Genomic DNA, 26899 nt, shown 5'->3' with positions numbered 1-26899 from the left:
CCCACCCCCCCGGCCCGCCCACCACGGAGCTCACCGCCTGCGCTTGGTCCCGAAGAGGCTGCGGCTCAACTCGCGGCCCGCACTGGACGCCGCCGAGCGCAGGAACGACTTCACGGCAGGATTCTTCATGACATCGCCGACCCAGGAGGTCTCCTCCGGCTCGCGACGCCCCTGCGGCGCGGGTGCCGGGGCCTGCTCGGCAGGTGCCTGCGCCTCCTGTGCCCGCTGGTTGAGCTTCTCGAATGCCGACAGGTTGTCCACCGTCTGCGCGTATCTCCCCCACAGAGGCGACGCCTGCGCCGCCTGCTTCACGGCGTCGTCGCCGATCGCTCCCATGAGGGAGCGTGGCGCACGCAGCCTGGTCCACGCGACCGGCGTCGGTGCCCCGGTCTCGGACAGCACGGTGACCACCGCCTCGCCGATCCCGAGGGCGGTGAGCGCCTCGTCGAGCTTGTAGACGGGCGACGTCGGGTACGTCTTCACCGTCTTCGCGAGCGCGGCCTGGTCCTCCGGCGTGAATGCACGTAGCGCGTGCTGGATCCGCGCGCCGAGCTGACTGAGCACCTGGTTCGGGATGTCGGTAGGCAGCTGGGAGCAGAAGAAGACCCCCACGCCCTTCGAGCGGATGAGCTTCACGGTCTGCTCCACCTGATCCTTGAACGCCTTCGACGCGTCGGCGAACAGGAGGTGCGACTCGTCGAAGACGAAAACGAGCTTCGGCTTGTCCAGGTCGCCGGCCTCGGGCAGATGCTGGAACAACTCCGCCAGGACCCACATCAGGAAGGTGGAGAACAGCGTCGGACGCGCGGCCTGCGCGCCGAGCTCGAAAAGGGTGATCACACCCTTCCCTGTGGGATCGATCCGCATCAGGTCGTCGACGGCGAATTCGGGCTCGCCGAAGAAGGTGTCGCCACCGTCGGCCTCGAGGTTGACCAGCGACCGCAGGATCACGCCGGCGGTCTGCTTGCTGACGCCGCCGATTCCCTCCAGATCACCCTTACCCTCCGGAGACGTGAGATAGGCGATGACGGAGCGGAGGTCCTTGAGGTCCAGCAGCTCGAGCTGATGCTCGTCGGCCCAGTGGAAGATGAGTCCCAGGGTCGACTCCTGAGTGGCATTGAGCCCCAGCACCTTCGACAACAGGATCGGGCCGAACGCGGAGATCGTGGCCCGCACTGGAACGCCGACACCCTCGGTGCCCAGTGAGACGAACTCGGCGGGGAACGCCGTGGGCTGCCAGTCGTCGCCGGTGTCCGCGGCACGTGCGGTGACCCGGTCGCCCGACTCGCCCGCGCGGACGAGGCCGGACAGATCACCCTTGACGTCGGCCAGCACCACGGGCACGCCTGCACCGGACAACTGCTCCACGACGAGTTGCAGCGTCTTCGTCTTGCCGGTACCCGTCGCGCCGGCGACGAGGCCGTGCCGGTTCATCATGGCCAGCGGGATACGCACCTTCGCCGTCGGGTCGACGGTGCCGTCGACCAGCACCGTTCCCAGTTCGAGGGCGGTACCGGAGAAGTCGTAGCCCGCAGCGATGGTCTGCGCTGCGTTCGCGTTGTCAGTCACGTAGGCAACCCTAGCGGCCCGATAGGGTGGGCGCGTGGACGACAAACTGGTGTGGGTGGACTGCGAGATGACCGGGCTCGACCTCGGAGCCTCGAAACTGATCGAGATCGCGGCCCTCGTCACCGACAGCGACCTGAACATCCTGGGCGAGGGCGTGGACATCGTCATCCACGCCGACGACGTATCCCTCGCGACCATGCCTCCCGTGGTCGTGGAGATGCACGCCAAGTCCGGCCTCACAGAGGAGGTGCGGGCGTCGACGGTGACCGTGCGCGAGGCCGAGGAGAAGGTGCTGGCCTACATCCGCGAGCATGTCAGCACCGAGCGCTCCGTGCCCCTGGCCGGCAACTCCATCGGCACCGACCGCGGCTTCATCGCCCGGGACATGCCCGAGCTGGACCAGTTCCTGCACTACCGCATGGTCGATGTGAGTTCGATCAAGGAGCTGTGCCGGCGCTGGTACCCCAAGGTCTATCAGGGCCAGCCACCCAAGGGGCTCGCGCACCGGGCGCTCGCCGACATCCGGGAATCCATCCGCGAGCTGAAGTACTACCGCGCAACAGTTTTCGTGCCTGAGCCAGGCCCTGGCACCGCAGAGACGGCGAAGGTCGTCGAGGACCTGGGGCCGGCGTAGAGTCCGACGGTTCCGGGGCGGATTGGGGGTTGTCCCCGATGCGACCGGACCGCCCGAAGCGGTGTGATGACGTCATGGATCTGGTCGTCGTCATGTTCTCGGTGTTCGTCCCAGCACGCGAGCGAGCGCGCGTCGAGCGGGCCGTCGTCGACGGTGCCGTGGCCGCCGCCCGGCGCGTCGACCCCGCCGCCTCCGCACGCTGGCGCAGCGGCGAGGACCCACTCGATCCCACCCTGCTCACCGAGTGGCTCATGGAGAATCCCGGCGTGCCGCTCGGCGACGCCTCGACGCGGTACGTCGAGGCGGGCATCCGGGGGCTCGGGATCGCGGAAGTGTGCGACGAGATCGCGGACGGAGCCTGCGACGCCGTAGACGAGGCCGCGCACCGCGCCAGGCGAGGCACCTACCGCGGCGACCGCACCTGGCCATCGGCGGGATGCGCCTTCATCGTGCTCCCAGGCGAGCCGGAATGGGACACCTTCTGCACCCCCGACGCGACCCTCGCCGCTCCCGCCTAGACGCTCCTCAGCTGCGAGAAGACGGGTCACCGGTGACGATTCGCGTTCCGCTGTCGCGGTGCGGTAGAGTCGGAGCCCGGCTGGAAACGGCCGATGGTGAGTGTAGTTCAGTTGGTAGAGCACCAGGTTGTGATCCTGGCTGTCGCGGGTTCGAGTCCCGTCACTCACCCCACGAGAACAGCGGGGTTCGAATCCGGACCCCGCTGTTCTCTGTTCCTGTACTCCGAGCGACAACGCGCCGGAACGTCGGATCGCGTAACTTAGCAGACCTATGGATAGCTTGTACGTACTGCACGCGGGCCCGCCGTCCGTGGACGACTTCCTGCGACTTCGTCGCGATTCGGGGCTGTCCGAGCGCAGCCGGCATGGTGCGGAACTGGGAATCGACGGCGCATGGGCGGCTGTGCACGTCACCGACCGGCGGACGGGTGGAACTGTCGGCATGGGCCGCGTCATCGGCGACGGTGGCACGTACTTCCACATCACCGACATGGCCGTCCTTCCAGAGCATCAGCGGCGGGGGATCGGCGACGAGATCCTCCGCGCACTCCTCGCAACCGTCTATGCAGCGGCGGGTGAGGACGCATACGTCAATCTGCTCGGCGATGCGCCCGGCGTACGTCTCTACGCGCGCCACGGGTTCGTCGAGTCGGCGCCCGGCTCCATCGGCATGCACCGCCTGCCTCCTCCCTAGGCTTCAAATCTCCTCCACGACATTCGACATCGATACGCGTGGTCGGCTCAGCACCCGGCTGGAATTGCGGACCGGATCTGACCGGTAGGGCTCGTAGCGTCTCCCTCGACAAGCCCGAACGAGAGGAAACGCCATGAGCGACAACACTATGACCACGGCGACAACCGCCCTGACCGGCGAGCGCGCCGACCTGTTCAAGACGCTCGCCAATGCACGACACTTCCTGCGCTACACGGCGAAGGGCCTCACCGACGAGCAGGCACAGAGACGGTCCACCGTCAGCGAGTTGACGATCGGCGGACTCATCAAACACGTCGCGGAGGTCGAAGACCAGTGGGCTCGGTTCGCCGTCGAAGGACGCAGCGCGATGGCATGGGACGGGCTCGATTTCAGCAATCCCGGCCCGGAGCTGTTCGAGGCGTTCGGCAACAGCTTCCGGATGCTCCCCGGCGAGACACTCGCGGGTCTCCTCGACACCTACGCGGAGGTCGCCGCCCGCACCGACGCCGTCCTCGCGGAGCTGGACCTCGACGTCTCGCACGACCTGCCGTCTGCGCCGTGGTTCACGGACACCCGGTGGTCCGCCCGGCGCGCGCTGCTGCACATCGCGGCCGAGACCACCCAACACGCGGGCCACGCGGACATCATCCGCGAGTCGATCGACGGTCAGAAGTCGATGGGCTGATGAGGATCAGAGTGCGCGGCGCAGCACGACCCGGTCGAGCCCCTGCCCGTCGTAGTCGGCGACGGTGTCGCCGACGGTGAAGCCGAGCGCGTCGTGGAACGCGATGGAGCCCGTGTCATCCGGCGACGTGATCGCCTTGACTCCGGTGCGCCCGGTGAACCGAGCGGTGGTGAAGAAGCGCTCGTAGAGGTCGCGAGCAAGCCCGGCGCGTCGCATCCCGGGGTGCACGCCGACGAAGTGGATGTAGGCCGTCTCAGGGTCGGAGGGCGAAGGGAAGCCGATGAGGAACCCGGCGAGCGGCAACTCGTCCGTGGCAGCGACCAGACTCGTCGTATGGAAGTGGTCGAGGAACAGCCTGCTGAGGTCGCGGATCATCGGTCTCCCCCACCACTCGTCTACGACGGCGACGATCGGCTCGTAGTCGTCGGGGCGTGCGGGCCGGACGGAGTATTCGTCAACTACGGAAGTCATATGGCGCCTCAGGTTACCGCCCGCGCCGCGGCAAGGCATAAGTCCGGATCCGTCCGAAACCGGGCGGTTACGGCGCTCGACGCAGGTCAGGAACACCCCGCACAGCCCGGTGCACAAGCTGGCGAATCCGGCATTCACCAGCAGTAATGGAATCTGTCACCACCTCTGGGACAAGACCCTTCGGTGCTGTTATGGTCAGCGGGCTTCCAGCCACCGGAGCGATAGGCTTGACCGAGTATTTCGAGGATGGGGAATCGATTTTGGCTAAGGGATCACGGCTCGCCGCTGTACTGCGTCGGACGGCATGCGCGGCAGCGGTGACGGTGGCGGCGACCTCCACCCTCGGTGGCGTTGCGACGGCAGCGCCCGCCACTCCGGCACCGTCGAGTTCAGCTACGGCGCCGAGCGCGACTAAGGCACCGTCGACCAAGGCTCCGACGACGAAGAGCCCCGCCGCGCCGTCCACCAAGACGCAGGCCCCCTCGGCGGCGGTCCCGCCCGCCCCGAAGTCCGTGGGCCCCGGCGACCGTATCGACATCCTCCAGCGCTCCCTGGGCGACGGGAAGTTTCAGGCACTGCAGTGCACGATGGGCTTCGCGGTGACCTCCGGAACCGGCGAACGTCTCGGCGTCACGGCCGGGCACTGCGGCTCCGTGTCCAAGCCCGTCGGCGTCGATCACTGGGTGGTCGGCCAGATCGTGGAGTCGCACGCGCCCGCCGTGAAGCCGGACCCGAAGCGACCCGGACAGATGGCACCGGTCGACCCCTTCGCACCCGACTGGGCCACGTTCCGCCTCACCGACAAGAGCGTGAAGATGCTCGGCTCGAAGGGCCGGATCGCACCGTACTCCGTCGGAACGGCCAAGGTCGGCGACAAGGTGTGCCAGCAGGGCTCGGTCAACGGGTACCGCTGCGGCAAGGTGGTTCAGACCAAGGGCGACTGGATCCTCACCGACATCACGACCACGCAGGGCGACAGCGGCGGGCCACTGATCCGCACCTCGGACCACGCGGCGCTCGGCATCATCACGGACGCCGTCACGCTGAGCGACTCCGACACCGGTCAGGTGAAGGGCAAGGCGACGCAGTACTACTCGCTGCAGGCCGCGCTCCGCGCTTCGGGGGCCACTCTCGCGACGCGCTGACCTCTCGTCTTCGAGCGCCCGGCGGAACCGCTCCGCCGGGCGCTCGCCGTCTGTCACACTGACGCGGTGTCCGCAGCGAAACAGGCCGTGCTCTCCATCGGGACGTACCAACCGATATCCGCCGCGATCCGTCGCCTCGTGCCGCTCGACCGCGCCGTCACCAGGTACACGGGCGGACGCGTGCACGTCGTCCCGTCCTGGCTCGTTCCCAACCTGACGCTGACGACCGTCGGGCGCCGTTCCGGAAGCCCGCGCTCGACTCCCCTGCTGTACGTGCGGGACGGCGGCGACTACATCGTGGTGGCATCGAACTTCGGCCAGGAGCGCCACCCGGGGTGGTCGTACAACCTGGATGCCACGCCGGATGCGGAGATCCTCGTGGGCACCAAACGGATTCGCGTGCGTGCGTCCCGCGTCGACGAAGCCGACAGACAACGGCTGTGGCCGGCGATCGTGGCAGTGTGGCCCGCCTTCGACTCCTACATCCGCTGGGCCGGCGACCGCCGGATCAAGCTCTACCGCCTGACCCCGCACTGATCACCTCGACCGGAGCCGGAGGGGGTGGACGGTGCCGGGTAGCACGTCGGCGGCGAGGGCCGCAGCCTCGTGCGGAGCCAGGTCGGTGAGCGCATAACGGCGGGCGCCGACGGCCGTCGCCGCGTGTAACGTCAAGACCCCGGAGCGCCGCTGGAAGAACGACTCGGTGGTGACCCAGCCTATGATCCCGTCGTCCTCGAGCACCACCCGAGTGCGCGCCACGGCGCAGTCACCGATCACGAGCGCGCCCGGACGGCGCGCGTGACCGAGGTTGCGGTAACGCACCGGAGCCGGCGCGATGCAGGCCACGCCGAGCGCCAGGCCCACCACTAGTGGCGCCCAACCGAGTGCAGAGTCCGTCGCGACGAACTGGACGGCCGAGCCGACCGCCCCGATGACGACAAGCCCCACCGCACCGATAAGACCACGAGTCCACCTGCGGCGCAGCGCCTTCCGACCATGGGATCGCAGCCCGGCGCCGACGGTGGCCGTCCGCTCCAGCGCCTCGTCGGCCACCCGCAGCGCATCCGCCCGAGGTGCCGGTGGAAGCAGCAGGGGGCTGCGCTGAGTGCCCGTCGCGAGAGCGTGCACTTTCGCGCCGTGGACGACACGCATCAGGACGGGCTCGTGCACGCGGGTGCCACGAACACGGCGACGCTCGACGGTGGCCTCTACTGTCGACAGCAGACCCCGGCGGGTATGCAGTGTGCCATCGGCGCGACGAGTCAACCGGAAACCCCAGAACGCCAACACGTACGCCGCGATCGACACGGTCGCCGACACGACCACGAGCAGCATCACCGCGCCGGGGATCAGGACCGCGGGGCCGAGCTCGCGCAGGTTCTCCGCAACCCCCTCCGCCGCCTCCGCGCCACGCTCGGTGAGATGCAGGTCGTCGACCGCACGGAAGCCGATGCCGAGTGCTGCCGCCGTCGCCGCGAAGCCTGTGAGCGAGAACGGGGCGTAGCGGATCCACGACGGCCGGAGCCGGGCGATCTCGTCCTCCGCGGTGACAGACTGGTCGGAGATCTCGCCGGCCTCGGCGGACACCTTTCGGTATCCGTTGCGGCGCAGTAGCTCCCGCGCGAGATAGTCGGCCTCGTCCGCCCGGATCGGATCGAGTTTCATCGCCGCCTTCTCGCCGCCGACGCCAGTACCCACTGCGATGGTGCGCAGCCCGAGAACCCGGTCGACCGGGTTGGCGGTGACATCGACGCTGCGTACCCGCTCGCGTCGGGCCGACCTCGCCTCGCGCCGCAGTAGTCCCGAGCGGACCTCGAAGTGCGTATCGGTGAGCCGGTAGCGCGTGGTGAGCCAGGGGACCAGCCCGACCGCCGCAGTCAGCAACAGGGCCGCGATACCCCATACCGCAGGCCCTGCCGCACGCGCGGCGAACAGCAGACCGATGAGCGCGGGGATGAGCGAAGGCAGCGCCTTGATGACACGCGTCCCGACGGCCCACGCAGACAGGCGTTTCCACTCCGTGGCGTCCGGCGCCGGCCGATCGACCTCAGGTGGCATCGTCGTCCTCCGTACCGACATCGGCGACGATGCCGGCCGCGACCGACTCGGCCAGGGCGACCGGCAGCCCCGGCACGTGAACGGTGCCTGCGGACGATGCGGTGGTCACAGTGAGCGTGGCGAGACCGAACGCGCGCTCGAGGACGTCCGCCTTCGTATCGACGACCTGAATGCGCGACAGGGGGATCAGCACCCGTTCCCGCGTGAGCCAGCCGGTCTGCGCGTAGATCGCGACGGGGTTGACCTCCCACCGATGGAATGCATAGCGCCATCGCGGCATGACCGCGAGATGGACTGCGGCACATGCGATGACAACCAGAGCGACCAGCGGCGAGAAGAGCCTCGTGGGCGGCGCGGCGACCGCGGCGCCCGTGAGCACAACGAGCACGATGCACCACGGGATCGCCGCGCGGAGAGCCCACCACCCCTTCGCTCGAGGCGACACGCGATGCGCGGGCGGACGGAGTTCGCCGGGCTGCCCGGCCGACGCCGGTGCGGGAGGCTGCCGCACCGGCGCGCCCGCCTGCCGCGGCGGCGGCGGCGATTCGGGATGATCGTGAGGTTCCATCAGAACCCATCACAGCACAGCGCGCCGACAGGTGTCCTCCAGCCATGCCACGCGGGCCGGCCTCCCGAACGGCGATATGTGCCGCGAACTGCGGCGGCCGCCTCGATTTCACTTTTCCGCCACCAGCTTGCTACAGTTTTCGAGCACGCAGCGAGCCGCCCGCGAGGGCGCACGGGTGCGCGCCGCATGCGCCATTAGCTCAACTGGCAGAGCAGCTGACTCTTAATCAGCGGGTTCGGGGTTCGAGTCCCTGATGGCGCACAAGAAATCCAGGTCAGGGGCGGTTTCCAGCCAAGGAAGCCGCCCCAGATCTGTGTCTACCCACCGTTAGCCCACCGTTTCGGGCGCGAGACTCGCCACCGCCGCCGTCATGTCACTCATATCGGCGTGCCCCACACCCGACGCGTCCGAGTGTATCCGAGTATCCGCATTAACGGATGTATGCTGCATAGGATGCCCTCCGTCCTCTTCGCCGGTGGCGGCGCAGTGAGCGCCGCCGCCGCCTCGTCGCTCCCCGATTCCGTCCGCGTCGGTGTCGCGTCGAGGTCGCCCGGCGGTGCGGTCGAGGTCCTCCATGCTCGTCGCCTCCGCCCGCCGCGGACAGGTCGGGTCCGGCCGATCGGTTACCCCGAGGCCGCGGGCGGGTCCTGGGATCTCGTGGTGCTGTCGACACGCCCGAGCGAGACCGATCCGTCGGTGCTTGCATTCGCGTCCGATGCCGCGCCGATCGTGGCGACGACGAGCCAGGTCCCCGGCGATCTCGACATCCTCGCCGCGACCGCGAGCACGGCGATCATCCTCGCGCCGGCGTTCCTCGCCGACGCGACCTCACGCGACCCGCTACGGGTGACCGCATGGCAACCGAGGCGGGCACTGTTCTCCATAGCCGGCGACGAGGCAGCCGTGCGCGCCGTGACGTCGATGCTGCCCGGGACCGTGACTCCGACCGACGAACGGTCGATACTCGCCAGCGCCGCCCGGACGATGCCGTTCATGGCGGAACTGGTCGTTCACGGTGGTGACTGGCGAGCACTCACCCGCAATCTGCGACGGCCCGCCCGTGCATCCGCCGAAGCGGTCGGCTCAGTCACCGACGCGCGTAGCCGTCGGTCCTCGCCGGCCCTTGCGCGTGCAGCTCTCGCATCGGCCACCGCACTCGCACCGTTCGATCTCCCGGCATACGCAGCGGGCCACTTCACCCGTCACGCCGAACAGACGCTCGCGATGCTCGATGCATGGCGTGCGCTCCGGCCCGCGGTCCCAACACCCGCGCTGGACGCACTTCGCGAGGCGCTTGCGGGGGCGATCGAATGACGTACGAAGCACTCGTCGGCGGGCTGCTCGACCGACTACACCCGCTGTTCCGCGCACTCGGCGAACCGCTGCGCATGGCCATCCTGCGGACCCTTCTCGAGCACCCCGACGGGTTGACCGTGACCGAACTCGTCGATGCTCTCGACGTGCCACAGTCGACCGTGTCGCGTCACCTCGCCGTGCTCCGTCACGCCGCGGTCGTCGATGCTGCGCGCGACGGAACCTCGCGGGTGTACACCGTGACCGTCCCGCATCAGACGCTCGACGCGCTCGACACCCTCACGGAGACGATCCGCGAGTGCGTCCGCGAGCGCCACCCGAAAGCGCGCGAACACCCAGCACGCCCCTAGAGATCGCGACCGGCCACCGGCGGCAACAGCGCCAGCACGTTGACGACCACCGAGAAGACGGCGAAGCCCACCCACACCCACGCCCGCGCCCCCACCGTCACGAGCAGCGCCACCGCGGCGGCGAAGAGACCGATCTTGACCACCCACTGCACGGCGCCCACATCGAAGGTGGCCTTCGGGGCGGCGAACAGTCCCCACAGCACGCAGGCGACCCCGACGGCGAGGCCGGCACCGATCCAGCCCCACACACCTCCGCCCGCGAGCCGCCATATCGCGTACCCGAGGGCCGCGAGCATCAGCAGCTCGCTCACGAATGCAAGGAGCAGGATCGTCCATACGTACACGCCGCCGACTATGCACCCCCGGCGCGGAGGGCGGACGGCTTCGACCGCCCTTCGTCGCGATCTCGCAGTACCGGCTCGGATGCGCGGATCCTGCGCGCACCCGCGGGTCCGCCAAGTCTGAACGCGGAGCTGAGAGTTCGGTCGCGAGCAGGTCACAAACAGCCGTGCACCCTCGGCGCGACGGACCCCTGACCCGTACACTGGTCGCAATCGTGTCGCGCCCCGGGGGCTTCCTCCGCCGGGCGCGCATGCCCGTTACGTCGCTTATGTGGGGTGGAGAACCAGATGTTCGCAGGTCGTTCCGTGTCCCGTCGCGTAGCCGCGGCTCTGGTAGTGCTGGGGACGGCCACAGCGTGCGTGACCTCGTGCACCATCGGCTCGAACGACGCGCTCCCGCTTCCGGCCAAGGACGCCCAGATCACCGACTCGACCCCGTTCGTCGACCTGCTTCGCCCGCAGATCACGTCGACCGTGAAGGACAAGGCCGTCGGCGTGCAGCCGGGCGTCCCGGTCAAGGTCACCGTCGCCGGCGGCACGCTCCGCAAGGTCACGCTGACCAACGAGTCGGGCAAGGTGGTCGCCTCCAAGATCGGCCCGGACGCGCGCAGCTGGCAGAACACCGAGGCACTCGGCTACAACCGCCAGTACACGCTGCGCGTCGAGGCGGACGGCATCGGCGGCGTGAACATCGCGCAGCAGACGTTCACCACCGAGTCGCCTACCAACGTGACCCAGGCGTACTTCACGACGCAGAACAACTCCGTGGTCGGCATCGGCCAGACGGTCGGCGTGCGATTCGACGAGGCGATCCCGGACCGCCTCGCCGCACAGAAGGCGATCTCCGTGACCACCGATCCGCCGGTCGAGGGCGCGTTCTACTGGATCAGCCCCTCCGAGGTGCGCTGGCGTCCCGAGAAGTTCTGGGCTCCGGGCACCAAGGTCTCGGTCAGCGTCAACACCTACGGCATCGACCTGGGTGGCGGCCTGATGGGCCAGGAGAACGTCACCAACAAGTTCACGATCGGCGACGCCGTGGTCGCGACAGTGAGCGACAAGGACAAGATCCTGCGCATCTCCAAGAACGGCAAGGTCGTCAAGACCATGCCGACTTCGATGGGCGAACCCGCGAACCCCACTCCCAACGGGACCTACATCCTGGGCGATCACCTCGACTCGATCATCATGGACTCGTCGACCTTCGGCGTACCCGTGAACTCCCCCGGCGGCTACCGGACCCTCGTCGACTACGCCACGCAGATGGCCTACAACGGAATCTATGTCCACAGCGCGCCGTGGTCGCTGTCCGAGCAGGGCAACACCGACGTGAGCCACGGCTGCCTCAACGTGAGCCCCGACAACGCTCTCTGGTTCCTACGGAACACCAAGCGCGGCGACATCGTGCAGGTATCGGATACCACCGGCGGCGTCCTGGACGGCACCGACGGCCTGGGCGACTGGAACGTGCCGTGGAAGGTGTGGAAGGCCGGTAACGCCAAGCAGAGCTAGTCGACGGTCGGTCGGTCCGCCGTTCGAAGGTGGAGCAGTCGCCCGACGGTGCCGGCCGCCGAGTTCGCGATATCGGAAGCCGGATGCAGCACCGAAGCGGCCGCGGTTCCGAGTGCGGCGGGTGCCGACAGCAGCTTGTCGACGTTGTCCAGGGCGGCATTCACGCGGGCGGTCGTCTGCGCGATGGCGGCCATCAACTGCTCGAAATCGCCCAGATCGCGGTTGATCCGGACCAGCGTCTCATCGAAGGCCTCCATCGTCGAGTCCATCCCGCGGATGGTGTCCGAGAGATCGTTGACTACGGCTGTGGCCTGGTCGATCGTCACGTCGGCATTGAGCGCGGCGCTGGCCAGTTTCTGGAACCGAGCACGGCCCCGGCCGGTGGGGCGTAGGCCGGGGCCGTAGTCGTCGGACATGCCGCTACGGTAGTGGAATGACTGCACCCGCGCGCCTGTCCCCCGGGGATCCGGCACCGTCGTTCACCCTGCCCGACGCCGACGGCAACGAAGTGTCGCTCGCCGACTACCGCGGCCGCCGCGTCGTCCTCTACTTCTACCCCGCCGCCATGACGCCAGGGTGCACCAAGCAGGCATGCGACTTCCGCGACAACCTCGCCGAGCTGAACGACGCGGGCCTCGACGTCGTGGGCGTCTCTCCCGACAAACCCGAGAAACTGGCCCGGTTCCGTGATCGTGACGAACTCACCTTCCCGCTGCTGACGGATCCGGACAAGGCGGTCCTGACCGCCTACGGCGCGTTCGGAGAGAAGAAGATGTACGGCAAGACCGTGACAGGCGTGATCCGCTCGACCTTCGTCGTCGGCCCGGACGGGAAGATCGAGATCGCCCAGTACAACGTCCGCGCGACCGGCCACGTGGCCAAGCTGCGCCGCGATCTGAAGGTCTAGCGCCATGGAACGCACCGTCTACTCCGACGACCATGAACAGTTCCGCGCGTCCGTCCGCGACTTCCTCGCGCGCGACGTCGTGCCCAACGCCGAGAAGTACATCGACGACAAGCTGATCTCCCGCGACGTGTGGCGTGGGCTCGGCGAACAGGGTGTCCTGGGCCTCGAGATCCCAGAGCAGTACGGGGGCGGCGAAGCAGGCGACTACCGGTTCAACGCCGTCGCACAGGAGGAGCTCGCCGCGGTGTCGATGGCGTTCGCCTCCAGCGTCGGCATCGACTTCGACATCGTGACCCCGTACATCGTCGATATGGGCACAGAGGCGGCGAAGCAGGAGTGGCTGCCGCGCATCGCGTCGGGCGAGGCGGTCGCCGCGATCGGTATGACGGAGCCGTCCGTCGGCTCCGACCTGGCGAATCTCAAGTCGACGGCCGTACGTTCGGGTGCGGACTGGATCCTGAACGGCGCCAAGACATTCATCACCAACGGCTACACGTGTGACGTGGCCGTGATCGCCGCGCGCACGAACCCCGAACAGAGGTCGAAGGGCATCAGCCTGTTCGCCGTCGACGCGTCGCTGCCCGGTTTCGAACGCGGCCGCAAACTCGACAAGGTGGGGCAGCCCGAGGCCGACACGGCCGAGTTGTTCTTCGACGACGTCCGGCTACCCGCCGAATCGTTGCTCGGCGAGGTCGACCGCGGGTTCATCGCGATGATGGAGAAGCTGCCGCAGGAGCGGCTCGGCTCCGCGGTCGGAAACATCGCGCACGCCAAGCAGATCCTGGCCGAGACCATCGAATACGCCCGCGAGCGTAAGGCTTTCGGACAGTCGATCGGTTCGTTCCAGAACACCAAGTTCGTGCTCGCAGACCTGGTCACCCGCATCGAGGTGGCACAGGCCTACATAGACCAGGCGGTCGCGGCACACGCCGAGCGCAAGCTGACCGCCGTCGACGCGGCCAAGGCCAAGTACTTCTCCGCCGAGGTGCAGAACAGCGTGTTGGACAGCTGCGTCCAGGTCTTCGGCGGTTACGGCTACATGCGCGAGTACCGCGTCGCCCGCGCGTGGATGGATGCGCGGGTGACCCGGATCTGGGCCGGGACCAACGAGATCATGAAGGAGATCATCGGGCGCAGCCTGGACCTCTAAGTCACGATCGCTGCGGGCTCCGCCGTGAGGGCGAGGATCCGCGCGCGCATGCGCGCCGCCACCTCGGCGACGGATTCGCGCGCCTGCGGGGTGCCCGGGTGCATCGCAGTGAAGTCGAGCCCGGCATCGTCACGGTTGATCCAGACGAACACCTCACGTGCGGGCGTCGGGTTCGCATAGACCGAGAAGTCGTGGCGTTGCGCGAGATCCGCACCCGGCACGCGAGTCACGTCGACGTACGACAGCATCGGTGCGGAGAAGCCATGCCGCACAGGGAATCCGGGGTCGTCGGCGAGCAGGTCGATCACCGGGAACACCGGTAGCCGCTCCATCGTCTTCGCGCGCTTCTGGGCGGCCTGCGCGCGGCGAACCGTCTCGTCGAAATCGTCGGCGACCTCGAACTGCACGGGCACCAACGTGACATACCAACCGATCGCGAACGCGTCGCCCGCATCGGGCCGGTCGGCGCGGGGCACCATCATCGTGAACAGGCGATCGCCGGTGAGGTCGTACGCGATGTCCGCGAGGAGCGCGAGGAGTGCGCTGCCCATCGACCCGCCCGCCGCGCGGGCGCGCGCCGCGAATGCGACGGCCGTCGCCGTGTCCGCGAAGCCGCCGTCGACGGTGCACTCCCCCGGTGCACACTCGTCCGGTCCCAGGCCGAGCGGCAGCGGGAACCGCGGCATGCCGCCGGACCGGGACAGGACTTCGCGCCACGCGTTGACCTCGGGGTGCACCTCCGTCAGCGCCGACGCCCAGGCCCGCTGCTCGGTCGCATACGCGCGGTAGGGCCGCGTCGGTGCGGCGACGAACGGCGCGCCCTCGAGGGCCGCGGTGTACCGCGTGAGGATCTCGAAGAAGCCGACGGCCTGAGAGACCCCGTCGGTATACAGGTGATCGCATGCGATCACCATGGTGAACCTCGGCTCGGCGGCATCGGGACCGGCATGCTCGGTGCCCGTGACCGCGAACGCGAAGGACGCCCACTCATCGAGACCCGGGACCTCGGCCAGCAGGTACTCCTTGACGGTGCGTGGATCGCCCTCAGACGTCGCGACGACGTCGAGCGTGACGGCCTCGGCGGACAGGCTGCGGCTGCAGAGAGCACCGTCCTCCCCCGGCAGGAAACCGGTGTGGAAGACGTCGTGCGCCTGCACGAACTCGGTGACGACGCGCGCCATGACGCCGGCGTCGAAACGGTCGTGCACCTCGAACGTCGTGAAAGCCAGCCGCTGCACGGCCGATTCGCCGCTACCACCGCTGCGGAGGTGATCCGCCTGGATGAACGACGGCGCGACCTCGGACTCGGGTGCCGCGGCCAGCGCCGCCCGCACCTCTGCGCCCGGAGCCCACACTCGCCACGCTCCGCGGGGGCAGACCCATTGCGTCGAGAAGCCCGTTTTCATGGCGATCATGTTTCCTGAGAAAGAGTAAAAGTGGACCACCGTACAGCGTTATTGTGAGGGTTGTCTCAACCAGGGGTGGTTTTTCACACGGTCTCGATGACCGCCACGGCGCCCGCGATATCGCCGTCGTGGGTGAGCGAGAGATGGATCCGCACGTCTTGCCCGAGATCCTCCGCGATGCGGCCGTGCACCCGCACAGCAGGCCTGCCCCACGCGTCCGCGACGACTTCGACCTCGCGCGCGCCCACCTCTTTCTCGGCGGGGCGCCGGCCGTAGAACGACGACGAGAAAGCCTTGAACACAGCTTCTTTCGCGGCCCAGCGCGCGGCCAAAGAGCGTGCGTCGCCGCCCGCGTCGCGCCGCTCCCCCGGGCTGAACGACGACAGCATCGTCGTGCCCGGCTGTTTCAGCTGCGCCTCGAATCCGCTCACGCTGACCAGGTCGATCCCGACTCCCACCACCGGCATGCAGCGAGCCTAACCGCAGCGGCGGATCCCGCGGCCGCTCGTTGCGGCCGCGGGACGTACGTGCGGCCGCGGGACGCACACCGCGTCCGAGCGGGACGGCGTCAGGCGGCGCCGCACCGTCGGGCTTGCGCCGTGCAGCCGCCGGCTCAGTAGGATCCGTCGTCGCCCAAGCGGGCGTCGCGGTCGAGCAGCAGTGCCGCCTCAGCGGCATCGGTGGACTCGACGTCGCCGAAGCGACGCCCCGCGGCCTGCTTGCGATACAAGGTGGACTGCCCCGTCATCGCAGACAGGATCGCGCGCCGCCCAGCGACCTCGCGTTCCTGCGCCGCGGCGAGGTACGCAGCGCGCGCATCGCCGTCGAGCGACGCCAGGAACGCGTCCCGGTGGACGACCGCGATGAGACCGGACACGTGGCCGAAGCCCAGGCTGGTCAGCAGCCCCGCCTTCGGACGGAAGCCGTGTCCGAACTGCACCTTCTCGCGGACCCACACCAGGTGCGGGTACTTACGCATCTCGTCGTCCACGCAGTCCAGGCTGCGGTTCGGCGGAACGACGCCGGCGCAGAGCATCTGGCACATGCCGATCAGCTGGAAGGCCGCGGCGCCGCCCTTGGCGTGACCGGTCAGCGACTTCTGCGACACCACGAACAGCGGGGCGCCCTTACTCCGGCCGATCGAGTCCGCGATGCGCTCGTGCAGCTGCGCTTCGTTCGGATCGTTCGCGTTGGTCGAGGTGTCGTGCTTGCTGATCACGGACACGTCGTCGGCCGCCACCCCGAGCGACGCCAGGCTGCGTGCCAGGCCCGACTCCGGGCCGCCGGCCGCCACCGACAGGGCACCCATGCCCGGCGCCGGGATCGACGTATGCATGCCGTCGCCGAAGCTCTGTGCCCACGCCACGACGCCGAGTACGGGCAGCCCCATCTTCGCCGCGACGTCTCCGCGCGCCAGCAGCACCGTGCCGCCACCGTTGGACTCGACGAATCCGCCGCGCCTGCGGTCGTTCGCACGCGAGAAGCGGCGAGGCGTGATGCCCTTCGCCAGCATCCTCTCGGTGTCGGCCGTGGCCTGCATCATGCCGAAGCCGGTGATGCCCTCGATGGAGAGATCGTCGTATCCGCCGGTCACGGCGAACAGCGCCTTGCCCACCTTGATCTTGTCGACGCCCTCCTCGACGGAGACGGCAGCGGTGGCGCACGCGGCGACGGGGTGGATCATCGCGCCGTAACTGCCGACGTAGCTCTGGACCACGTGCGCGGCGACGACGTTCGGAAGAGCCTCCTGCAGGATGTCGTTCTGATTCGGCTCGCCCGTCAGCGTGTTGACGAACAGCTTCCGCAGCGACGACATCCCGCCCATACCGGTGCCCTGCGTGTTGGCGACGTGTGTCGGGTGCACCCACTGCATCAGCTCGGCGGGGTCGAACCCGGCGCCGACGAAGGCGTCGACGGTGGCGACCAGGTTCCACAGGGCGAGCCGGTCGACCGACTCCGTCATCTCCGGGGTGATGCCCCAGCGGGTCGGGTCGAAACCGTCCGGGATCTGCCCGCCGACGCTGCGCAGCAGCTTCATGCGGCGCGGCACGCGGATCTCGGTGCCCGCCAGGCGCGTCACCTGCCACTCGCCGCTCTCCAGCGGCGAGATCGCGGTCTTCTCGGGATCGGCTGCGGCGAATGCACGGGCCTCGTCCTCGGACGCCACCACGAAGGTGGTGTCCTCGGGAAGGAACACCGAAACCAGCAGCGGCGCAGAGGCGTCGACCATGTCCCCGTCGTCGCTGAACTCCCGGATGCCGCACCGCTCGACCACGGTGTCGTGGTACTTGTCGGCGAGTTCGGCCTCGGGCACCAACTCGCCGCTCTCGGCGTCGTACCAGCCCGGTTCGGGGTCGTTCTCCCACGTGATCAGACCGGTAACCCACGCGAGTTCGGCGACGCCGGCTGCGGACAGCCGCTCGTCGACCTCCACCTCGAAGCGGGTACGCGCACTGCCGTACGGGCCGACCTCGCCTGCGCCGACGATGACCACCATGTCCTCGGGCCGGGCATCTATCTCATCCCAGTCGGGCTCGCCGATCGTCGCCACCGGCGCGGGCGCCAGGGCGTCGATCGTGGCCGGGCCGTCGGCGTCCTCGGTCGCCTGCCGCCGCGCCTCCATGGCCTGCTCGGCCAGCGCGGCCATGTCCAGACTCGCGCCGCCCAGGCCGCCCGTCAGATCGGCGAACAGCGGGCCGTCCGCGGCCCGTTCGCGGGCCTCGGCCGTCGCGTTCGCGAGGAGTTGCTCGGCCATCTCGTGGGTCGACCAGGTGCGGACACCCGCCTCCTCGACGGCCTCGACCAGCGGGTCGTTGCCGCCCATCAGTCCGGTGCCACGCACCCAGCCGATGATGGCGTGGGCCAGCGTGACCCTCTCGGACCAGGACTTCTCGGCGCTCCATTTCGCGATGATCGCGTCGAGCGCGGCCTTCGCCTCGCCGTACGCACCGTCGCCGCCGAACATGCCGCGGTTCGGCGAGCCCGGCAGCACGACGTGCAGGCGCGACGCCAGATCCGTGTCCTTGCCGATCGCGGACAGACCGGAGATCAGCCGCTCTACCGTCCACAGCAGGATCTTCATCTCCAGCTCGGCCCGCGGCCCGGCGTCGGCCAGGTCACCCGACACGCGCGGCGCGGCGAACGGGAACAGAAGCGTCGGGACGAGTGCCTCCTTGTGCACGATCGTGGTCGGCCCGTAGCTCTCGGACTGCTGTTCGCCGATCCATTCGACGAGCGCGTCGACGTCCGCGTAACTGCACATGTTGGCCGGGACCACCCATAGCGTGGCGTCGGTGCGGGCGCTGGTGCGGTACAGCTCCTTGAAGAAGTTCAGCCGCTTCTCGTCCACCCGGCTGGTGGTGGCGATAACGGTGGCCCCACCCGCCAGCAGTCGTCCCGCGACCGCGGCGGCGATGGACCCGGCGGACGCGCCGGTCACCACGGCGACCTCGCCGTGGTATTCGCCGGGCTCCGGGGCGGACTCGGCGAGATCGGCGAGGAACGCGTATGCCTCCGCGTGCTCCGGGCGGCCGGCATCGCGTGCCTTGCGCTCCCACCAGCGCGCCTGGTCGACCAGGGCGGCCCCGGCTCCCTTGGCCGTGGCCAGCAGGTGCTTACGCGTGGTCGGGAACGACGAGGCGTCCATGTTCCACACGCGCAACAGATCCTCGCGGGCGCTGGCCCAGCGGTCGTCGATCAGGACGGCCTTGTCGGCATCGAACGCGGGCGCCACCGTCTGTGCCCAGTTCTCTCCCAGCTCGCTCGAGATCAGACGCTGCAGCTCGGTGGCCGAATCGTCCACCTCGGGCAGGCCCGTCGCCGGATCCGCGAGGCCCAGCTTCGCCAGCATCGTCCTCGCCGACGCGGCCAGTGCGCCGTCGGGCCCGGTGATGGCGTCTGTGAACTCGGCGAGCGCTGCCGCGTCGACCGTGGCGCCGCCGCCTCCGCCGCCCACGCTGGGCTTGCCGACGGTGACGCCGTTCGCTGCGCCGACCTCGACGACCGCGCGGTCGATGAGGGCGTCCAGTGCTGCCGCGTTGGCGACCGGACCCTGCAGTAGGTTGCCGAGGTCGCCGCCACGCACCGACGCACCCTCGCGCGTCCCGGCCGCGAGCGCGAGCGTGACGTGCTTCACCCAGCCCGGTCCGAGCTCCCACGTCTTCGTCACGTACTCGTCGATGTACGCAGGCCGCTTACCGGCCCCGCCGAAGACCTTGCGGAGCTGCGTGCCGACGGTCTCCGAAAGTACCGGGCCGAGCGGCTTGTAGGTCCGGGCCAACTTGGCGACGGTGTCGCCGAGAGTGGGAAGGTCCGCCTCCGCCGCGCCGTCGATGGCGCCGAGGTTCAGCTCCGATCCCAGGTCGAGCAGCAGCTGATTCCGTCGCGAGGACACGCCGTCGCACAGCGTCTCGATGGTGTCGGTGCGCTCGAGCTGGTCCGGCCGCATCTTGGTCCAGATCGCGATCATCGCGCGGGTCGCATCGGACGCGTCGAACTTCAGATCCTCCGGACGGGGACCGCCCGACGGTGCTGCGGGTGCAGGCGCCGGGGCCGCAGCCGGTGCGGCATCCACCGACGGCACGGGCGCGGACTCGGCGACGGTGGCCGTCTCGTCGTCGGCGACGTCCTCGTCGGTAGCGAAGACACGTGCCGAGTCCCGCTCGGCGTTGAGCACCGTCGTCGACGACCGTCGGTACGACGTGAGAGCGAGAGTGCGACTTGCGAGATTGGCGAGCGTCGGGGCGGACGCGACGCCCACCTCGACGAACCGCTCGATGCCCAGGCCGCCGTGATCGGCGTCGGTGAGCAGCAGATCCTGCGTCTCGATCCAGCGCACCGGGCTCGCGAACTGCCACGCGAGCAGCTCGATGAGCAATGTGCGGGCGGTCTGCATGGGCGTGGCGGCGGCCGCCGCCCAGTCGGCGACCAGGGCCGTCGTTGGCTCGGAGGGCACGACCTCGAGGATCGACCTCGCGAACTCCGGGGTGAGCGCGAACGAGCGCGCCACCAGGTTCGGGACGTAGCGACCGATCAGCGCCTCGTAGTCGAACTCGGCGGGGACCAGCTCCTGCAGACGCGCCTCGAACTCCGCGACGCCCGACCGCAGCACGGTCGAGTGGAACGGGATATCGATGCCCGGGACCATCTGGAACGCCTTGGGGCTGCCGGTGCGCTCGGCGATCGCCGCATCCAGCGCGTCGAGCCCGGCCTTGGTGCCCGCGACGACGTACTGGGCGTTGCGGAGGTTGAGGTTCACGATCTCGACGAACGTCCCGGTCGCCTCGGCAACGCCGGACACGAATCCCATGAGTTCCGCATCGTCGATCTCGAACAGCTCGGGCCGGATCGCGGCCATCGCGTAGTCGCTGCGGCCGTCTCCGTCGCGCGGGACCAGACGCTGCATGATCGAGCCGCGGTGGAACACGACCTCGACGATGGTCTCGAGCGGCAGCACGTCCGCCGAGGCCAGCGCGTTGTACTCCCCGACCGAGTGACCGGCGATGACCGGGGCATCGACGCGGGCGCCGAACTCGCGCAGCTCTGCCAGCTGCGCGCAGGCGACCGTGGCCATCGCGACCTGTGTGAACTCCGTCAGGTACAGCACGCCGTCCGGATGCGAGTACGTGACTCCGTTCGCGCGGATCGACAGCGGGTTGTCCCGGACGATCGCGAGAATCGAGAACCCGAGCGCGGCACGGGTGTGCGCGTCGGCGCGATCCCAGACCTCGCGCGCGGCGGCCGATTGGGCGCGCCGCTTGAGCCCCATCCCCTTGGACTGGATGCCCTGCCCGGGGAACACGTATGCGGTGACCGCGGGGAAGGCGACCGCGGTCGCGGCCATGACGAGTTCCCAATCGCCCTCGCCCGCGTCCGACCGCACCTTCGCGCTGACCTCGAGCAGCTCGCCGCCGCGGTCGATGCCGACGCGCTCGACGGTGATCTGCACCTCGTCTCCGGGCAGCACCATGCCGAGGAAGCGCGTGGTCCAGCCACGCAGCTTGCGGTGCAGCACGTCCGCCTCATCGGACGCCGCAGCGACCTGCTGGGCGGCGGCCGACAGCCACATGCCGTGCACGATGGGGCCGGGAAGACCGGCCAGCGCCGCGGCGACGCCGCTGGTGTGGATCGGGTTGTGGTCGCCGGAGACGGCCGCGAAACCGTTCATGTCGACGGGCGCTGTGACGACGACCTGCCGGATCCGCTTGCGCGGGGTCTCGGTCGCGGTAGCGCCGCGTGCGCCACCCGCGGGCTTGGGATCGGTGAGCTCGGCGCTGCCCGTGCGGCCTCGGATCGCGAACCGCTCGGTCATCCGCACGACCGGTGTGCCGGAGCCGTTGGTGCCGGACGTGCGGACCGCGATGTCGACCGTGACGACGGTGCCCAGCTCCGTCGCCGTCACATCGACCAGCGACGCGGTCGCGCGGTACGTGCCAGGAGCGGGGATGTCGGCGAGCTCGACTGCGTGATCCAGATGCACCAGGTCCAACATGCCCTCGACGACGGGGCGCCCCGCGGCGGTGCGCGCGGCGCCGACGACGGCGAAGCTGGCCGGCCAGCAGGGGCCGACGAACGCGTCGGGCACCGGACGCTGCTCGTCGCCGAACAGGGCCGAGAGCCCGTCTGGCAGGCAGTCTGCGGTGAGCGCCGCATGGTCGGCGGCATCGGCGTCGGTGAACTCGAACTCGACGACCGCGGTGTCGTTCTCGACGTCGGGCAGAGCGCCGGCGGCGGCGAGCGCGACGAGCTGCGACATAGCTCGGGCCGCATCGTCGAGCTCGATCACGGGCACACCACCGTCGACGGTCGCCTCCGGAACGGAGATCGGGATGACCAGCGACGTGCCGGACACCGGGACCTCTAGGCGCACAGCGTCATCGCCGGTCGCGCGCAACGTCGCACCGGAGTCGGCCTGCACGGCGAACGGGACGTCACCGTCGGTGTCGATCGTCCAGGTATCGGCGGCACCGAGGCGCCCGATCGGGCTGAGCACGAGCCGCCCACCCCACAGCACGTTGGGCGCCGCGAGGGTGCGGGCGAGCGCGGCCGAGCCGACTCCCTCGCGCACGCGGCGGCCCGCAACGGCGGTAGCGGGCTCGCCCGCCTCCAACTTGCGGCGGACCAGCTCCGCCTCGAAACGGTCGAGCAACCTGCCGACCGGCTCGTCGACCTCGGTGATGCCCGCCACGGCCTCGGGGCCGGGGATGATGCAGACCTGGTCGGCGGCATAGCGCGGCGAGTGCGCCTGCCACAGCGAGTCGGAGCGCCACCAGCGGCGGACGTCCTTGTCTATGACGGGTACGAAGTTCACCGGCTTGCCGGGGGCGCGGCACACGTTCGTGAAGAAGGGCACGTCGGCGGGATGCAGACGCGTGGTCGCCGCCGCCGGGTAGTGATCGAGCAGGGTGTCGAGCGCGCCGTAGGCGTCGTCGGTGGCGGTGACGTCGGCGAATGCGGTCTCGATGAGGCCGCGGTCCTCGTCCGCGAGGCGAGCCTCGGCGCGGTGCAGCATCGTGAGGAAGCGGGTCTGATGCGTGATATCCAGCCAGCCGTAGTCGCCGAACCGTCCCGGAACCGCCCGATCCACCTGGTCACGGGTACCCACGGCCAGCTCGAGATAGCGCGCGAGCCACTCGCCGTACGTCATGGTGTCGACGTCGCCGAAGTACGGCTTCGCGGTCACCTCCATCGCCGCGATGATCTCGTCCCGCTTGGCCGCGACGGCGTCGGCGTCGCCCGCGACGCCGTCGAGCAGGCGCCCGCACGCGGAGGCCGGGTTGTCGATCTCGTGGATGTCGGCGCCGAGCTGGCTGCGACCGGAGGCCATGCCGCCCTGCGCATCGCCCGCGCCGATCCACCCGGGCGTGCCCACCGTCTCGGCGAGCGCACGCTTCACGTCCTCCGACGTGGTCGCCTCGAGAGTCGCCATCGCAGCGGTGCCGACGAGGATGCCGTCGACGGGCATCGCCGGCGCGCCGTACTTCCGCGACCAGGCGCCGGAGAGGTAGTCGGCGGCGAGCTTGGGCGTGCCGATGCCGCCACCCACGCAGAGCACGACGTTGGCGCGGTCGCGCAGCTCGCTGTACGTCGCGAGCAGCAGATCGTCGAGGTCCTCCCACGAGTGGTGGCCGCCGGCCTTACCACCCTCGACCTGGACCAGGACGGGGTGCTCGGGTACCTCGGCCGCGATCCGCGCGACCTGTCGGATCTGCTCGACGGTGCCGGGCTTGAACGCGACGTAGCCGATGCCGGCGCCGACGAGTTCATCGACCAGCGCGGTAGCCTCCTCCAGCTCCGGGATGCCCGCGGAGACGACCACTCCGTCGATCGGGGCCCCCGCGGCGCGCGCCTTCTGCACTATCCGCTTGCCACCCAGCTGCAGCTTCCACAGGTACGGGTCGAGGAAGAGCGCGTTGAACTGGGCGCTGCGGCCCGGCTCGAGCAGCGCTGTCAGGCGCTCGACGTTCTCGGCGAAGATGCCCTCGGTGACCTGGCCGCCGCCGGCGAGCTCGGCCCAGTGGCCCGCGTTCGCGGCGGCCGCGACGATCGCGGGGTCGACGGTGGTCGGGGTCATTCCGGCGAGCAGCATGGGGCTTCGACCGGTGAGCTCGGTGAACCGCGTCGACAGGACGGTACGGCCGTCGGGCAGCGTGATCAGCTTGGGCGCGAACTCGTCCCACGGCCGAGGCAGCTCCGGGACTCCGCCGGGCGAGAAGATGTTCCGCGCGCCGCGCAGGGTGGTCGCCGGGATCATTCCGATACCGTGGCCGCGCGCCGGCGCGGACGCGAGGCGCGTCGCGAGGTCGTCCGGGCCGAGATCGATGAGCCAGCGGGCGCCCGCGTTCACCGCACCGTCGACGTCGGATACCCAGTCGACGGGCTCGACGAGCACCCCGGCGGCCAAGCGGGCAGCGCGGTCGGCGTCGAGGCCGCAGCGCGCGGCCCACTCACGGACGAGGGTGACGCCCTCTGCGAGTGCGGGGTGATGGAAGCCGATGTCGACGCCGATCTCGTCGAAGCGCGGAGCGAACGGTGTGCCGCCGGTGGTCTTGGCCTTGCGGTCCGCCTCCTCGGCCTCGGCGACGGATTCGCAGAACTCGCGGAAGCCGGCCAGCAGCTTGGGAGTACCGCAGAGGACGAAGGCGTTGTTCGCATTGCGCACGCCGACCACCGGGCCGGCGGCGTCGAACGCCACAGTCGCACTGAATTCCGCCAGCAGCGCCTTGATGCGGTCCTCGCGGACGCCGGTCACGGCGAGCATCGGGGTCCCGGCTCCGAGCGCGACGATGCCGCGGCGGCGCGCGACGATGCGGCCGGCCGCTCCGATGAGGCGCGCTATGGCCAACAGGTCGCCCTCACCGCCGCGGGAGGCGAAGGCCTCGACCGCGAGCAGGCCTTGCGAGTGGCCGATCACCGAGACCGGGGGTACGTCCCAGGCGTCCAGGCCCTGCGCCTCGAGCGCGTACAGCGCGACGAGCTGGCCGTAGAGGATGCCGGGCACCGACAGCGCGGCTCCGTCGACATCCGGGAGGTTGCTGCGAACGGCCGGGCGGGCCGAGTCGTCCTCGCCCTCCGTCTCCTGCTCCGCGGCATCGATGGACAGCCTGCGCCAACGCATCGGGTCGAACGCCGGCGCCTGCGCGCGCAGCAGTTCGGCGCGGACGGGCTCCAGCACGCTCTCGCTGCGGGCCACGATGCCGTCGAAGATATCGCGGTATTCGGGGTCGTCCGCGAGGCCGGTCTGCTCCAGAAGCGAGATCATGCCCTGCAACCAACCGCCGCCCTGGCCACCGAAGATCAGCGCATACTGCTCGCCGCCCACCAACCTGTCGACGAGCGCCTCGTTGTTCCGGGGACGTTCTCCGGTGCGGGCTGCTGCAGTCACGTAGTCGTCGACAGTCATGGATCTCCTCGAGCGAATGATCGATTCACCGCATCGGCGCGGACGAATTTGCGGCGCGACGGCGTCGGCGCGGCCGACCCCATGGAAACACAGTTTTCGGGCGCCCTCTGACGTGCAGATATATGACTGATGGGTATACCCATGAGTAAGTCGTGCATCTCGATTCGCGGGTGTATTCGGGCGTTGATACACCGATGAATCCATGCTGTTCACACACGGCCCGACGGGAATTCTGCGGGTTTCTCGCCGGTAGCATTCGTTATCGAATCGTTATTCGTTTGTGTGACGCACAGCACCGCATCCATTCGGTGGGGCACGGGCTGCGGAGGAAAGGCGTCGTCGTGGAAGCCGCGGTCCCCTACCCTGGCCCCATGCAGCCCTCAGCCCGGCCGGCACCCGTCGACGTCCCTCCCGACGTGCTCGAACTGATCCGGTCGGCCGAATCCGTAACCGCTTTCACCGGTGCGGGCATGAGCGCCGAGTCGGGGATCCCCACGTTCCGGGACGCGCAGACCGGGCTGTGGCAGCGATATTCGGCGGAGGACCTGGCCTCCGTGGACGCGTGGTCTCGGGATCCGTCCCTCGTCTGGGGCTGGTATCAGCACCGCGCCCGGCTCGTGCGGGCCGCCGAGCCCAACGACGGCCACGTCGCCCTCGCCATGCTCGCCGACCGGACGCCCGTGGAGATCGTCACGCAGAATGTCGACGACCTGCACGAACGCGCCGGTTCGCATGTCACCGCGCACCTGCACGGCAGCCTGTTCGCGCCACGCTGCCGACACTGCGGAACGCCCTATCTGGGTACCGACGCCGTGCACACCGGGGACGCCCCCGTCGCCGGTCTCGACGCGGTTCACGACCTCGGCGACGACGACGATCCGGAGCACATGCGGACCGCGCCGCCCACGTGTATGCACTGCCTGTCGGAGGTGCGTCCGGGAATCGTGTGGTTCGGGGAGGCACTCCCCGTGGACGAGTGGGGACGCGGCGAGGCAGCCGTGCTCGGGGCCGATGTGGTGATCGCGATCGGCACCTCGGGCGTGGTCCACCCTGCCGCACGGCTCCCCGAGGTCGCGCTGGCCGCAGGGATCCCGGTGATCGAGGTGAATCCGGAGGAGACCCCGCTCTCGGAGTCGGCGACCGTGTCCTGGCGCGCGACCGCCGCGACCGCGCTCCCGGCCCTCGTCGCCGCGCTCAACGCGGCCGCTCCCCGCTGACCGGGCGAGGGTCCGCCCCCGGGCCGCCACTGACCCCAGGGCCGCCATCCGCCCTCGGGCCGCCCCCGCAGGCCCGGTCGGTCGAGGGTCGCCAGTCGCCGATCACCGTCGGCCCTACGAGTGGAAGCCCACCGACGATGTCCTCGCCGTTCTCCTTCCCGACCAGGTAGGCCGGCGTCCGGTGTTCCCCGTCGCGGGCGCCGCCACGGCCGGCCGCGCCCGGCGGGATCGCCATGGGCATGCCGCCCGCCCGACCGACCGACGGACTCGCACCTGCCGGTCTGGCACTCGCGGGTACCGACGCGCCATTGCCCGTCGGCACCCGGGCGTCCCGCAGGCCGAGCTGGCCGCCCGCCGCGCGCGCAGCCTCGGGGGCGCGCGAGACGGAGCCCCCTACGCCGGATGTCGAGCGGTGGGGCGCCGACGGTCCAGCGCCGACGCCCCTCGCGATCGGGGGCCGTT

At 69.7% G+C, this 26899-nt stretch carries 21 protein-coding genes, 2 tRNA genes and 1 pseudogene; 14 read left to right on the top strand and 10 right to left on the bottom strand.

Annotated features, from left to right (window positions below; translation table 11 throughout):
- Positions 1-30: 30 nt before the first annotated feature.
- Positions 31-1569, bottom strand: coding sequence for a helicase HerA-like domain-containing protein (locus P0W64_RS21110; RefSeq protein ID WP_275482151.1), 1539 nt, complete (start codon positions 1567-1569; stop codon positions 31-33).
- A gap of 34 nt (positions 1570-1603) precedes the next feature.
- Between P0W64_RS21110 and orn the strand changes: the two genes are divergently transcribed.
- From orn to P0W64_RS21085, 5 genes are all read left to right on the top strand, one after another.
- On the top strand, positions 1604-2203 hold the full coding sequence (gene orn, locus P0W64_RS21105) for an oligoribonuclease (protein ID WP_275482150.1): 600 nt from the start codon (positions 1604-1606) through the stop codon (positions 2201-2203).
- Between the two features lie 74 nt (positions 2204-2277).
- Complete coding sequence (locus P0W64_RS21100; protein WP_275482149.1) at positions 2278-2721, top strand: hypothetical protein; 444 nt, start codon at positions 2278-2280, stop codon at positions 2719-2721.
- A 96-nt stretch (positions 2722-2817) separates the two neighbouring features.
- Positions 2818-2893: transfer RNA gene (locus P0W64_RS21095), tRNA-His, on the top strand.
- A 99-nt stretch (positions 2894-2992) separates the two neighbouring features.
- Positions 2993-3415, top strand: coding sequence for a GNAT family N-acetyltransferase (locus P0W64_RS21090; RefSeq protein WP_275482148.1), 423 nt, complete (start codon positions 2993-2995; stop codon positions 3413-3415).
- A gap of 133 nt (positions 3416-3548) precedes the next feature.
- Positions 3549-4100: a DinB family protein gene (locus tag P0W64_RS21085; RefSeq protein WP_275482147.1), complete on the top strand. Its 552-nt coding sequence runs from the start codon at positions 3549-3551 to the stop codon at positions 4098-4100.
- A gap of 6 nt (positions 4101-4106) precedes the next feature.
- Here P0W64_RS21085 and P0W64_RS21080 read toward each other — a convergent pair whose 3' ends face one another.
- Positions 4107-4571 carry a GNAT family N-acetyltransferase gene (locus tag P0W64_RS21080; protein WP_275482146.1) on the bottom strand — a complete coding sequence of 155 codons (465 nt, stop codon included), beginning with the start codon at positions 4569-4571 and terminating at the stop codon, positions 4107-4109.
- Positions 4572-4831: 260 nt separating this feature from the next.
- Between P0W64_RS21080 and P0W64_RS21075 the strand changes: the two genes are divergently transcribed.
- Both P0W64_RS21075 and P0W64_RS21070 read left to right on the top strand, forming a co-directional pair.
- On the top strand, positions 4832-5716 hold the full coding sequence (locus P0W64_RS21075) for a hypothetical protein (RefSeq protein ID WP_275482145.1): 885 nt from the start codon (positions 4832-4834) through the stop codon (positions 5714-5716).
- A 66-nt stretch (positions 5717-5782) separates the two neighbouring features.
- Positions 5783-6253, top strand: a complete 471-nt coding sequence (locus P0W64_RS21070) for a nitroreductase family deazaflavin-dependent oxidoreductase (protein WP_275482144.1) — start codon at positions 5783-5785, stop codon at positions 6251-6253.
- Here P0W64_RS21070 and P0W64_RS21065 read toward each other — a convergent pair whose 3' ends face one another.
- Entirely contained in the window at positions 6254-7774 is a 1521-nt protein-coding gene (locus P0W64_RS21065; RefSeq protein WP_275482143.1) for a PH domain-containing protein, read from the bottom strand. It lies immediately after the preceding gene.
- Entirely contained in the window at positions 7764-8342 is a 579-nt protein-coding gene (locus P0W64_RS21060; RefSeq protein WP_275482142.1) for a PH domain-containing protein, read from the bottom strand. The genes P0W64_RS21065 and P0W64_RS21060 overlap by 11 nt, the downstream gene beginning before the upstream one ends.
- A gap of 188 nt (positions 8343-8530) precedes the next feature.
- Between P0W64_RS21060 and P0W64_RS21055 the strand changes: the two genes are divergently transcribed.
- From P0W64_RS21055 to P0W64_RS21045, 3 genes are all read left to right on the top strand, one after another.
- Positions 8531-8603, top strand: a tRNA-Lys gene (locus P0W64_RS21055).
- A 192-nt stretch (positions 8604-8795) separates the two neighbouring features.
- A complete protein-coding gene (locus tag P0W64_RS21050) occupies positions 8796-9656 on the top strand; it encodes a hypothetical protein (RefSeq protein ID WP_275482141.1) in 861 nt (286 codons plus the stop codon).
- On the top strand, positions 9653-10006 hold the full coding sequence (locus P0W64_RS21045) for a metalloregulator ArsR/SmtB family transcription factor (RefSeq protein ID WP_275482140.1): 354 nt from the start codon (positions 9653-9655) through the stop codon (positions 10004-10006). Before P0W64_RS21050 ends, P0W64_RS21045 begins: the two co-directional genes overlap by 4 nt.
- Here the strand turns inward: P0W64_RS21045 and P0W64_RS21040 are convergent.
- Positions 10003-10350 (bottom strand): YrdB family protein, encoded by a 348-nt coding sequence (locus P0W64_RS21040; RefSeq protein WP_275482139.1) that lies wholly within the window; start codon positions 10348-10350, stop codon positions 10003-10005. The genes P0W64_RS21045 and P0W64_RS21040 overlap by 4 nt on opposite strands.
- A 273-nt stretch (positions 10351-10623) precedes the next feature.
- Between P0W64_RS21040 and P0W64_RS21035 the strand changes: the two genes are divergently transcribed.
- The gene (locus P0W64_RS21035; RefSeq protein ID WP_275482138.1) at positions 10624-11856 is read left to right on the top strand and encodes an Ig-like domain-containing protein; all 1233 of its coding nucleotides are present in this window, start codon (positions 10624-10626) and stop codon (positions 11854-11856) included.
- Here the strand turns inward: P0W64_RS21035 and P0W64_RS21030 are convergent.
- Positions 11853-12272 (bottom strand): hypothetical protein, encoded by a 420-nt coding sequence (locus P0W64_RS21030; protein ID WP_275482137.1) that lies wholly within the window; start codon positions 12270-12272, stop codon positions 11853-11855. The two genes, P0W64_RS21035 and P0W64_RS21030, sit on opposite strands and share 4 nt — an antisense overlap.
- A 17-nt stretch (positions 12273-12289) precedes the next feature.
- On the opposite strand from P0W64_RS21030, the gene bcp reads away from it, so the two are divergent.
- Together bcp and P0W64_RS21020 are read left to right on the top strand one after the other, a co-directional pair.
- Positions 12290-12763 (top strand): thioredoxin-dependent thiol peroxidase, encoded by a 474-nt coding sequence (gene bcp / locus P0W64_RS21025; RefSeq protein WP_275482136.1) that lies wholly within the window; start codon positions 12290-12292, stop codon positions 12761-12763.
- Positions 12764-12767: 4 nt separating this feature from the next.
- Positions 12768-13913 carry an acyl-CoA dehydrogenase family protein gene (locus tag P0W64_RS21020; protein WP_275482135.1) on the top strand — a complete coding sequence of 382 codons (1146 nt, stop codon included), beginning with the start codon at positions 12768-12770 and terminating at the stop codon, positions 13911-13913.
- On the opposite strand, the gene P0W64_RS21015 is transcribed toward P0W64_RS21020, so the two are convergent.
- The 3 genes from P0W64_RS21015 to P0W64_RS21005 all read right to left on the bottom strand — a co-directional run bounded on the left by P0W64_RS21015 (position 13910) and on the right by P0W64_RS21005 (position 25220).
- The gene (locus P0W64_RS21015; protein ID WP_275482134.1) at positions 13910-15328 is read right to left on the bottom strand and encodes a condensation domain-containing protein; all 1419 of its coding nucleotides are present in this window, start codon (positions 15326-15328) and stop codon (positions 13910-13912) included. The two genes, P0W64_RS21020 and P0W64_RS21015, sit on opposite strands and share 4 nt — an antisense overlap.
- Positions 15329-15402: 74 nt before the next feature.
- Positions 15403-15786: a holo-ACP synthase gene (locus P0W64_RS21010; protein ID WP_275482133.1), complete on the bottom strand. Its 384-nt coding sequence runs from the start codon at positions 15784-15786 to the stop codon at positions 15403-15405.
- Between the two features lie 146 nt (positions 15787-15932).
- Positions 15933-25220 carry a type I polyketide synthase gene (locus tag P0W64_RS21005; RefSeq protein ID WP_275482132.1) on the bottom strand — a complete coding sequence of 3096 codons (9288 nt, stop codon included), beginning with the start codon at positions 25218-25220 and terminating at the stop codon, positions 15933-15935.
- Between the two features lie 371 nt (positions 25221-25591).
- On the opposite strand from P0W64_RS21005, the gene P0W64_RS21000 reads away from it, so the two are divergent.
- The gene (locus tag P0W64_RS21000; RefSeq protein ID WP_275482131.1) at positions 25592-26437 is read left to right on the top strand and encodes an NAD-dependent deacylase; all 846 of its coding nucleotides are present in this window, start codon (positions 25592-25594) and stop codon (positions 26435-26437) included.
- On the opposite strand, the pseudogene P0W64_RS20995 reads toward P0W64_RS21000, so the two are convergent.
- Positions 26415-26899 (bottom strand): annotated as a pseudogene (locus P0W64_RS20995) (hypothetical protein); the annotation flags it as partial. The gene P0W64_RS21000 and the pseudogene P0W64_RS20995 overlap by 23 nt on opposite strands.

It is taken from the genome of Tsukamurella sp. 8F (genome assembly GCF_029167375.1).
Lineage (GTDB): Bacteria > Actinomycetota > Actinomycetes > Mycobacteriales > Mycobacteriaceae > Tsukamurella.
The sequence above is the reverse complement of the archived record's forward strand: the minus strand, read 5'-3'. Positions and strand labels throughout refer to the sequence as shown.

Excerpts from the sequence above, each read along its gene's own strand:
- P0W64_RS21100 (WP_275482149.1), top strand. The coding sequence starts at position 2,278 with ATGGATCTGGTCGTCGTCATGTTCTCGGTGTTCGTCCCAGCACGCGAG.
- P0W64_RS21090 (WP_275482148.1), top strand. The coding sequence starts at position 2,993 with ATGGATAGCTTGTACGTACTGCACGCGGGCCCGCCGTCCGTGGACGAC.
- P0W64_RS21085 (WP_275482147.1), top strand. The coding sequence starts at position 3,549 with ATGAGCGACAACACTATGACCACGGCGACAACCGCCCTGACCGGCGAG.
- P0W64_RS21080 (WP_275482146.1), bottom strand. The coding sequence starts at position 4,571 with ATGACTTCCGTAGTTGACGAATACTCCGTCCGGCCCGCACGCCCCGAC.
- P0W64_RS21065 (WP_275482143.1), bottom strand. The coding sequence starts at position 7,774 with ATGCCACCTGAGGTCGATCGGCCGGCGCCGGACGCCACGGAGTGGAAA.
- P0W64_RS21060 (WP_275482142.1), bottom strand. The coding sequence starts at position 8,342 with ATGGAACCTCACGATCATCCCGAATCGCCGCCGCCGCCGCGGCAGGCG.
- P0W64_RS21050 (WP_275482141.1), top strand. The coding sequence starts at position 8,796 with ATGCCCTCCGTCCTCTTCGCCGGTGGCGGCGCAGTGAGCGCCGCCGCC.
- P0W64_RS21045 (WP_275482140.1), top strand. The coding sequence starts at position 9,653 with ATGACGTACGAAGCACTCGTCGGCGGGCTGCTCGACCGACTACACCCG.
- P0W64_RS21030 (WP_275482137.1), bottom strand. The coding sequence starts at position 12,272 with ATGTCCGACGACTACGGCCCCGGCCTACGCCCCACCGGCCGGGGCCGT.
- bcp (WP_275482136.1), top strand. The coding sequence starts at position 12,290 with ATGACTGCACCCGCGCGCCTGTCCCCCGGGGATCCGGCACCGTCGTTC.
- P0W64_RS21020 (WP_275482135.1), top strand. The coding sequence starts at position 12,768 with ATGGAACGCACCGTCTACTCCGACGACCATGAACAGTTCCGCGCGTCC.
- P0W64_RS21015 (WP_275482134.1), bottom strand. The coding sequence starts at position 15,328 with ATGATCGCCATGAAAACGGGCTTCTCGACGCAATGGGTCTGCCCCCGC.
- P0W64_RS21010 (WP_275482133.1), bottom strand. The coding sequence starts at position 15,786 with ATGCCGGTGGTGGGAGTCGGGATCGACCTGGTCAGCGTGAGCGGATTC.
- P0W64_RS21005 (WP_275482132.1), bottom strand. The coding sequence starts at position 25,220 with ATGACTGTCGACGACTACGTGACTGCAGCAGCCCGCACCGGAGAACGT.
- P0W64_RS21000 (WP_275482131.1), top strand. The coding sequence starts at position 25,592 with ATGCAGCCCTCAGCCCGGCCGGCACCCGTCGACGTCCCTCCCGACGTG.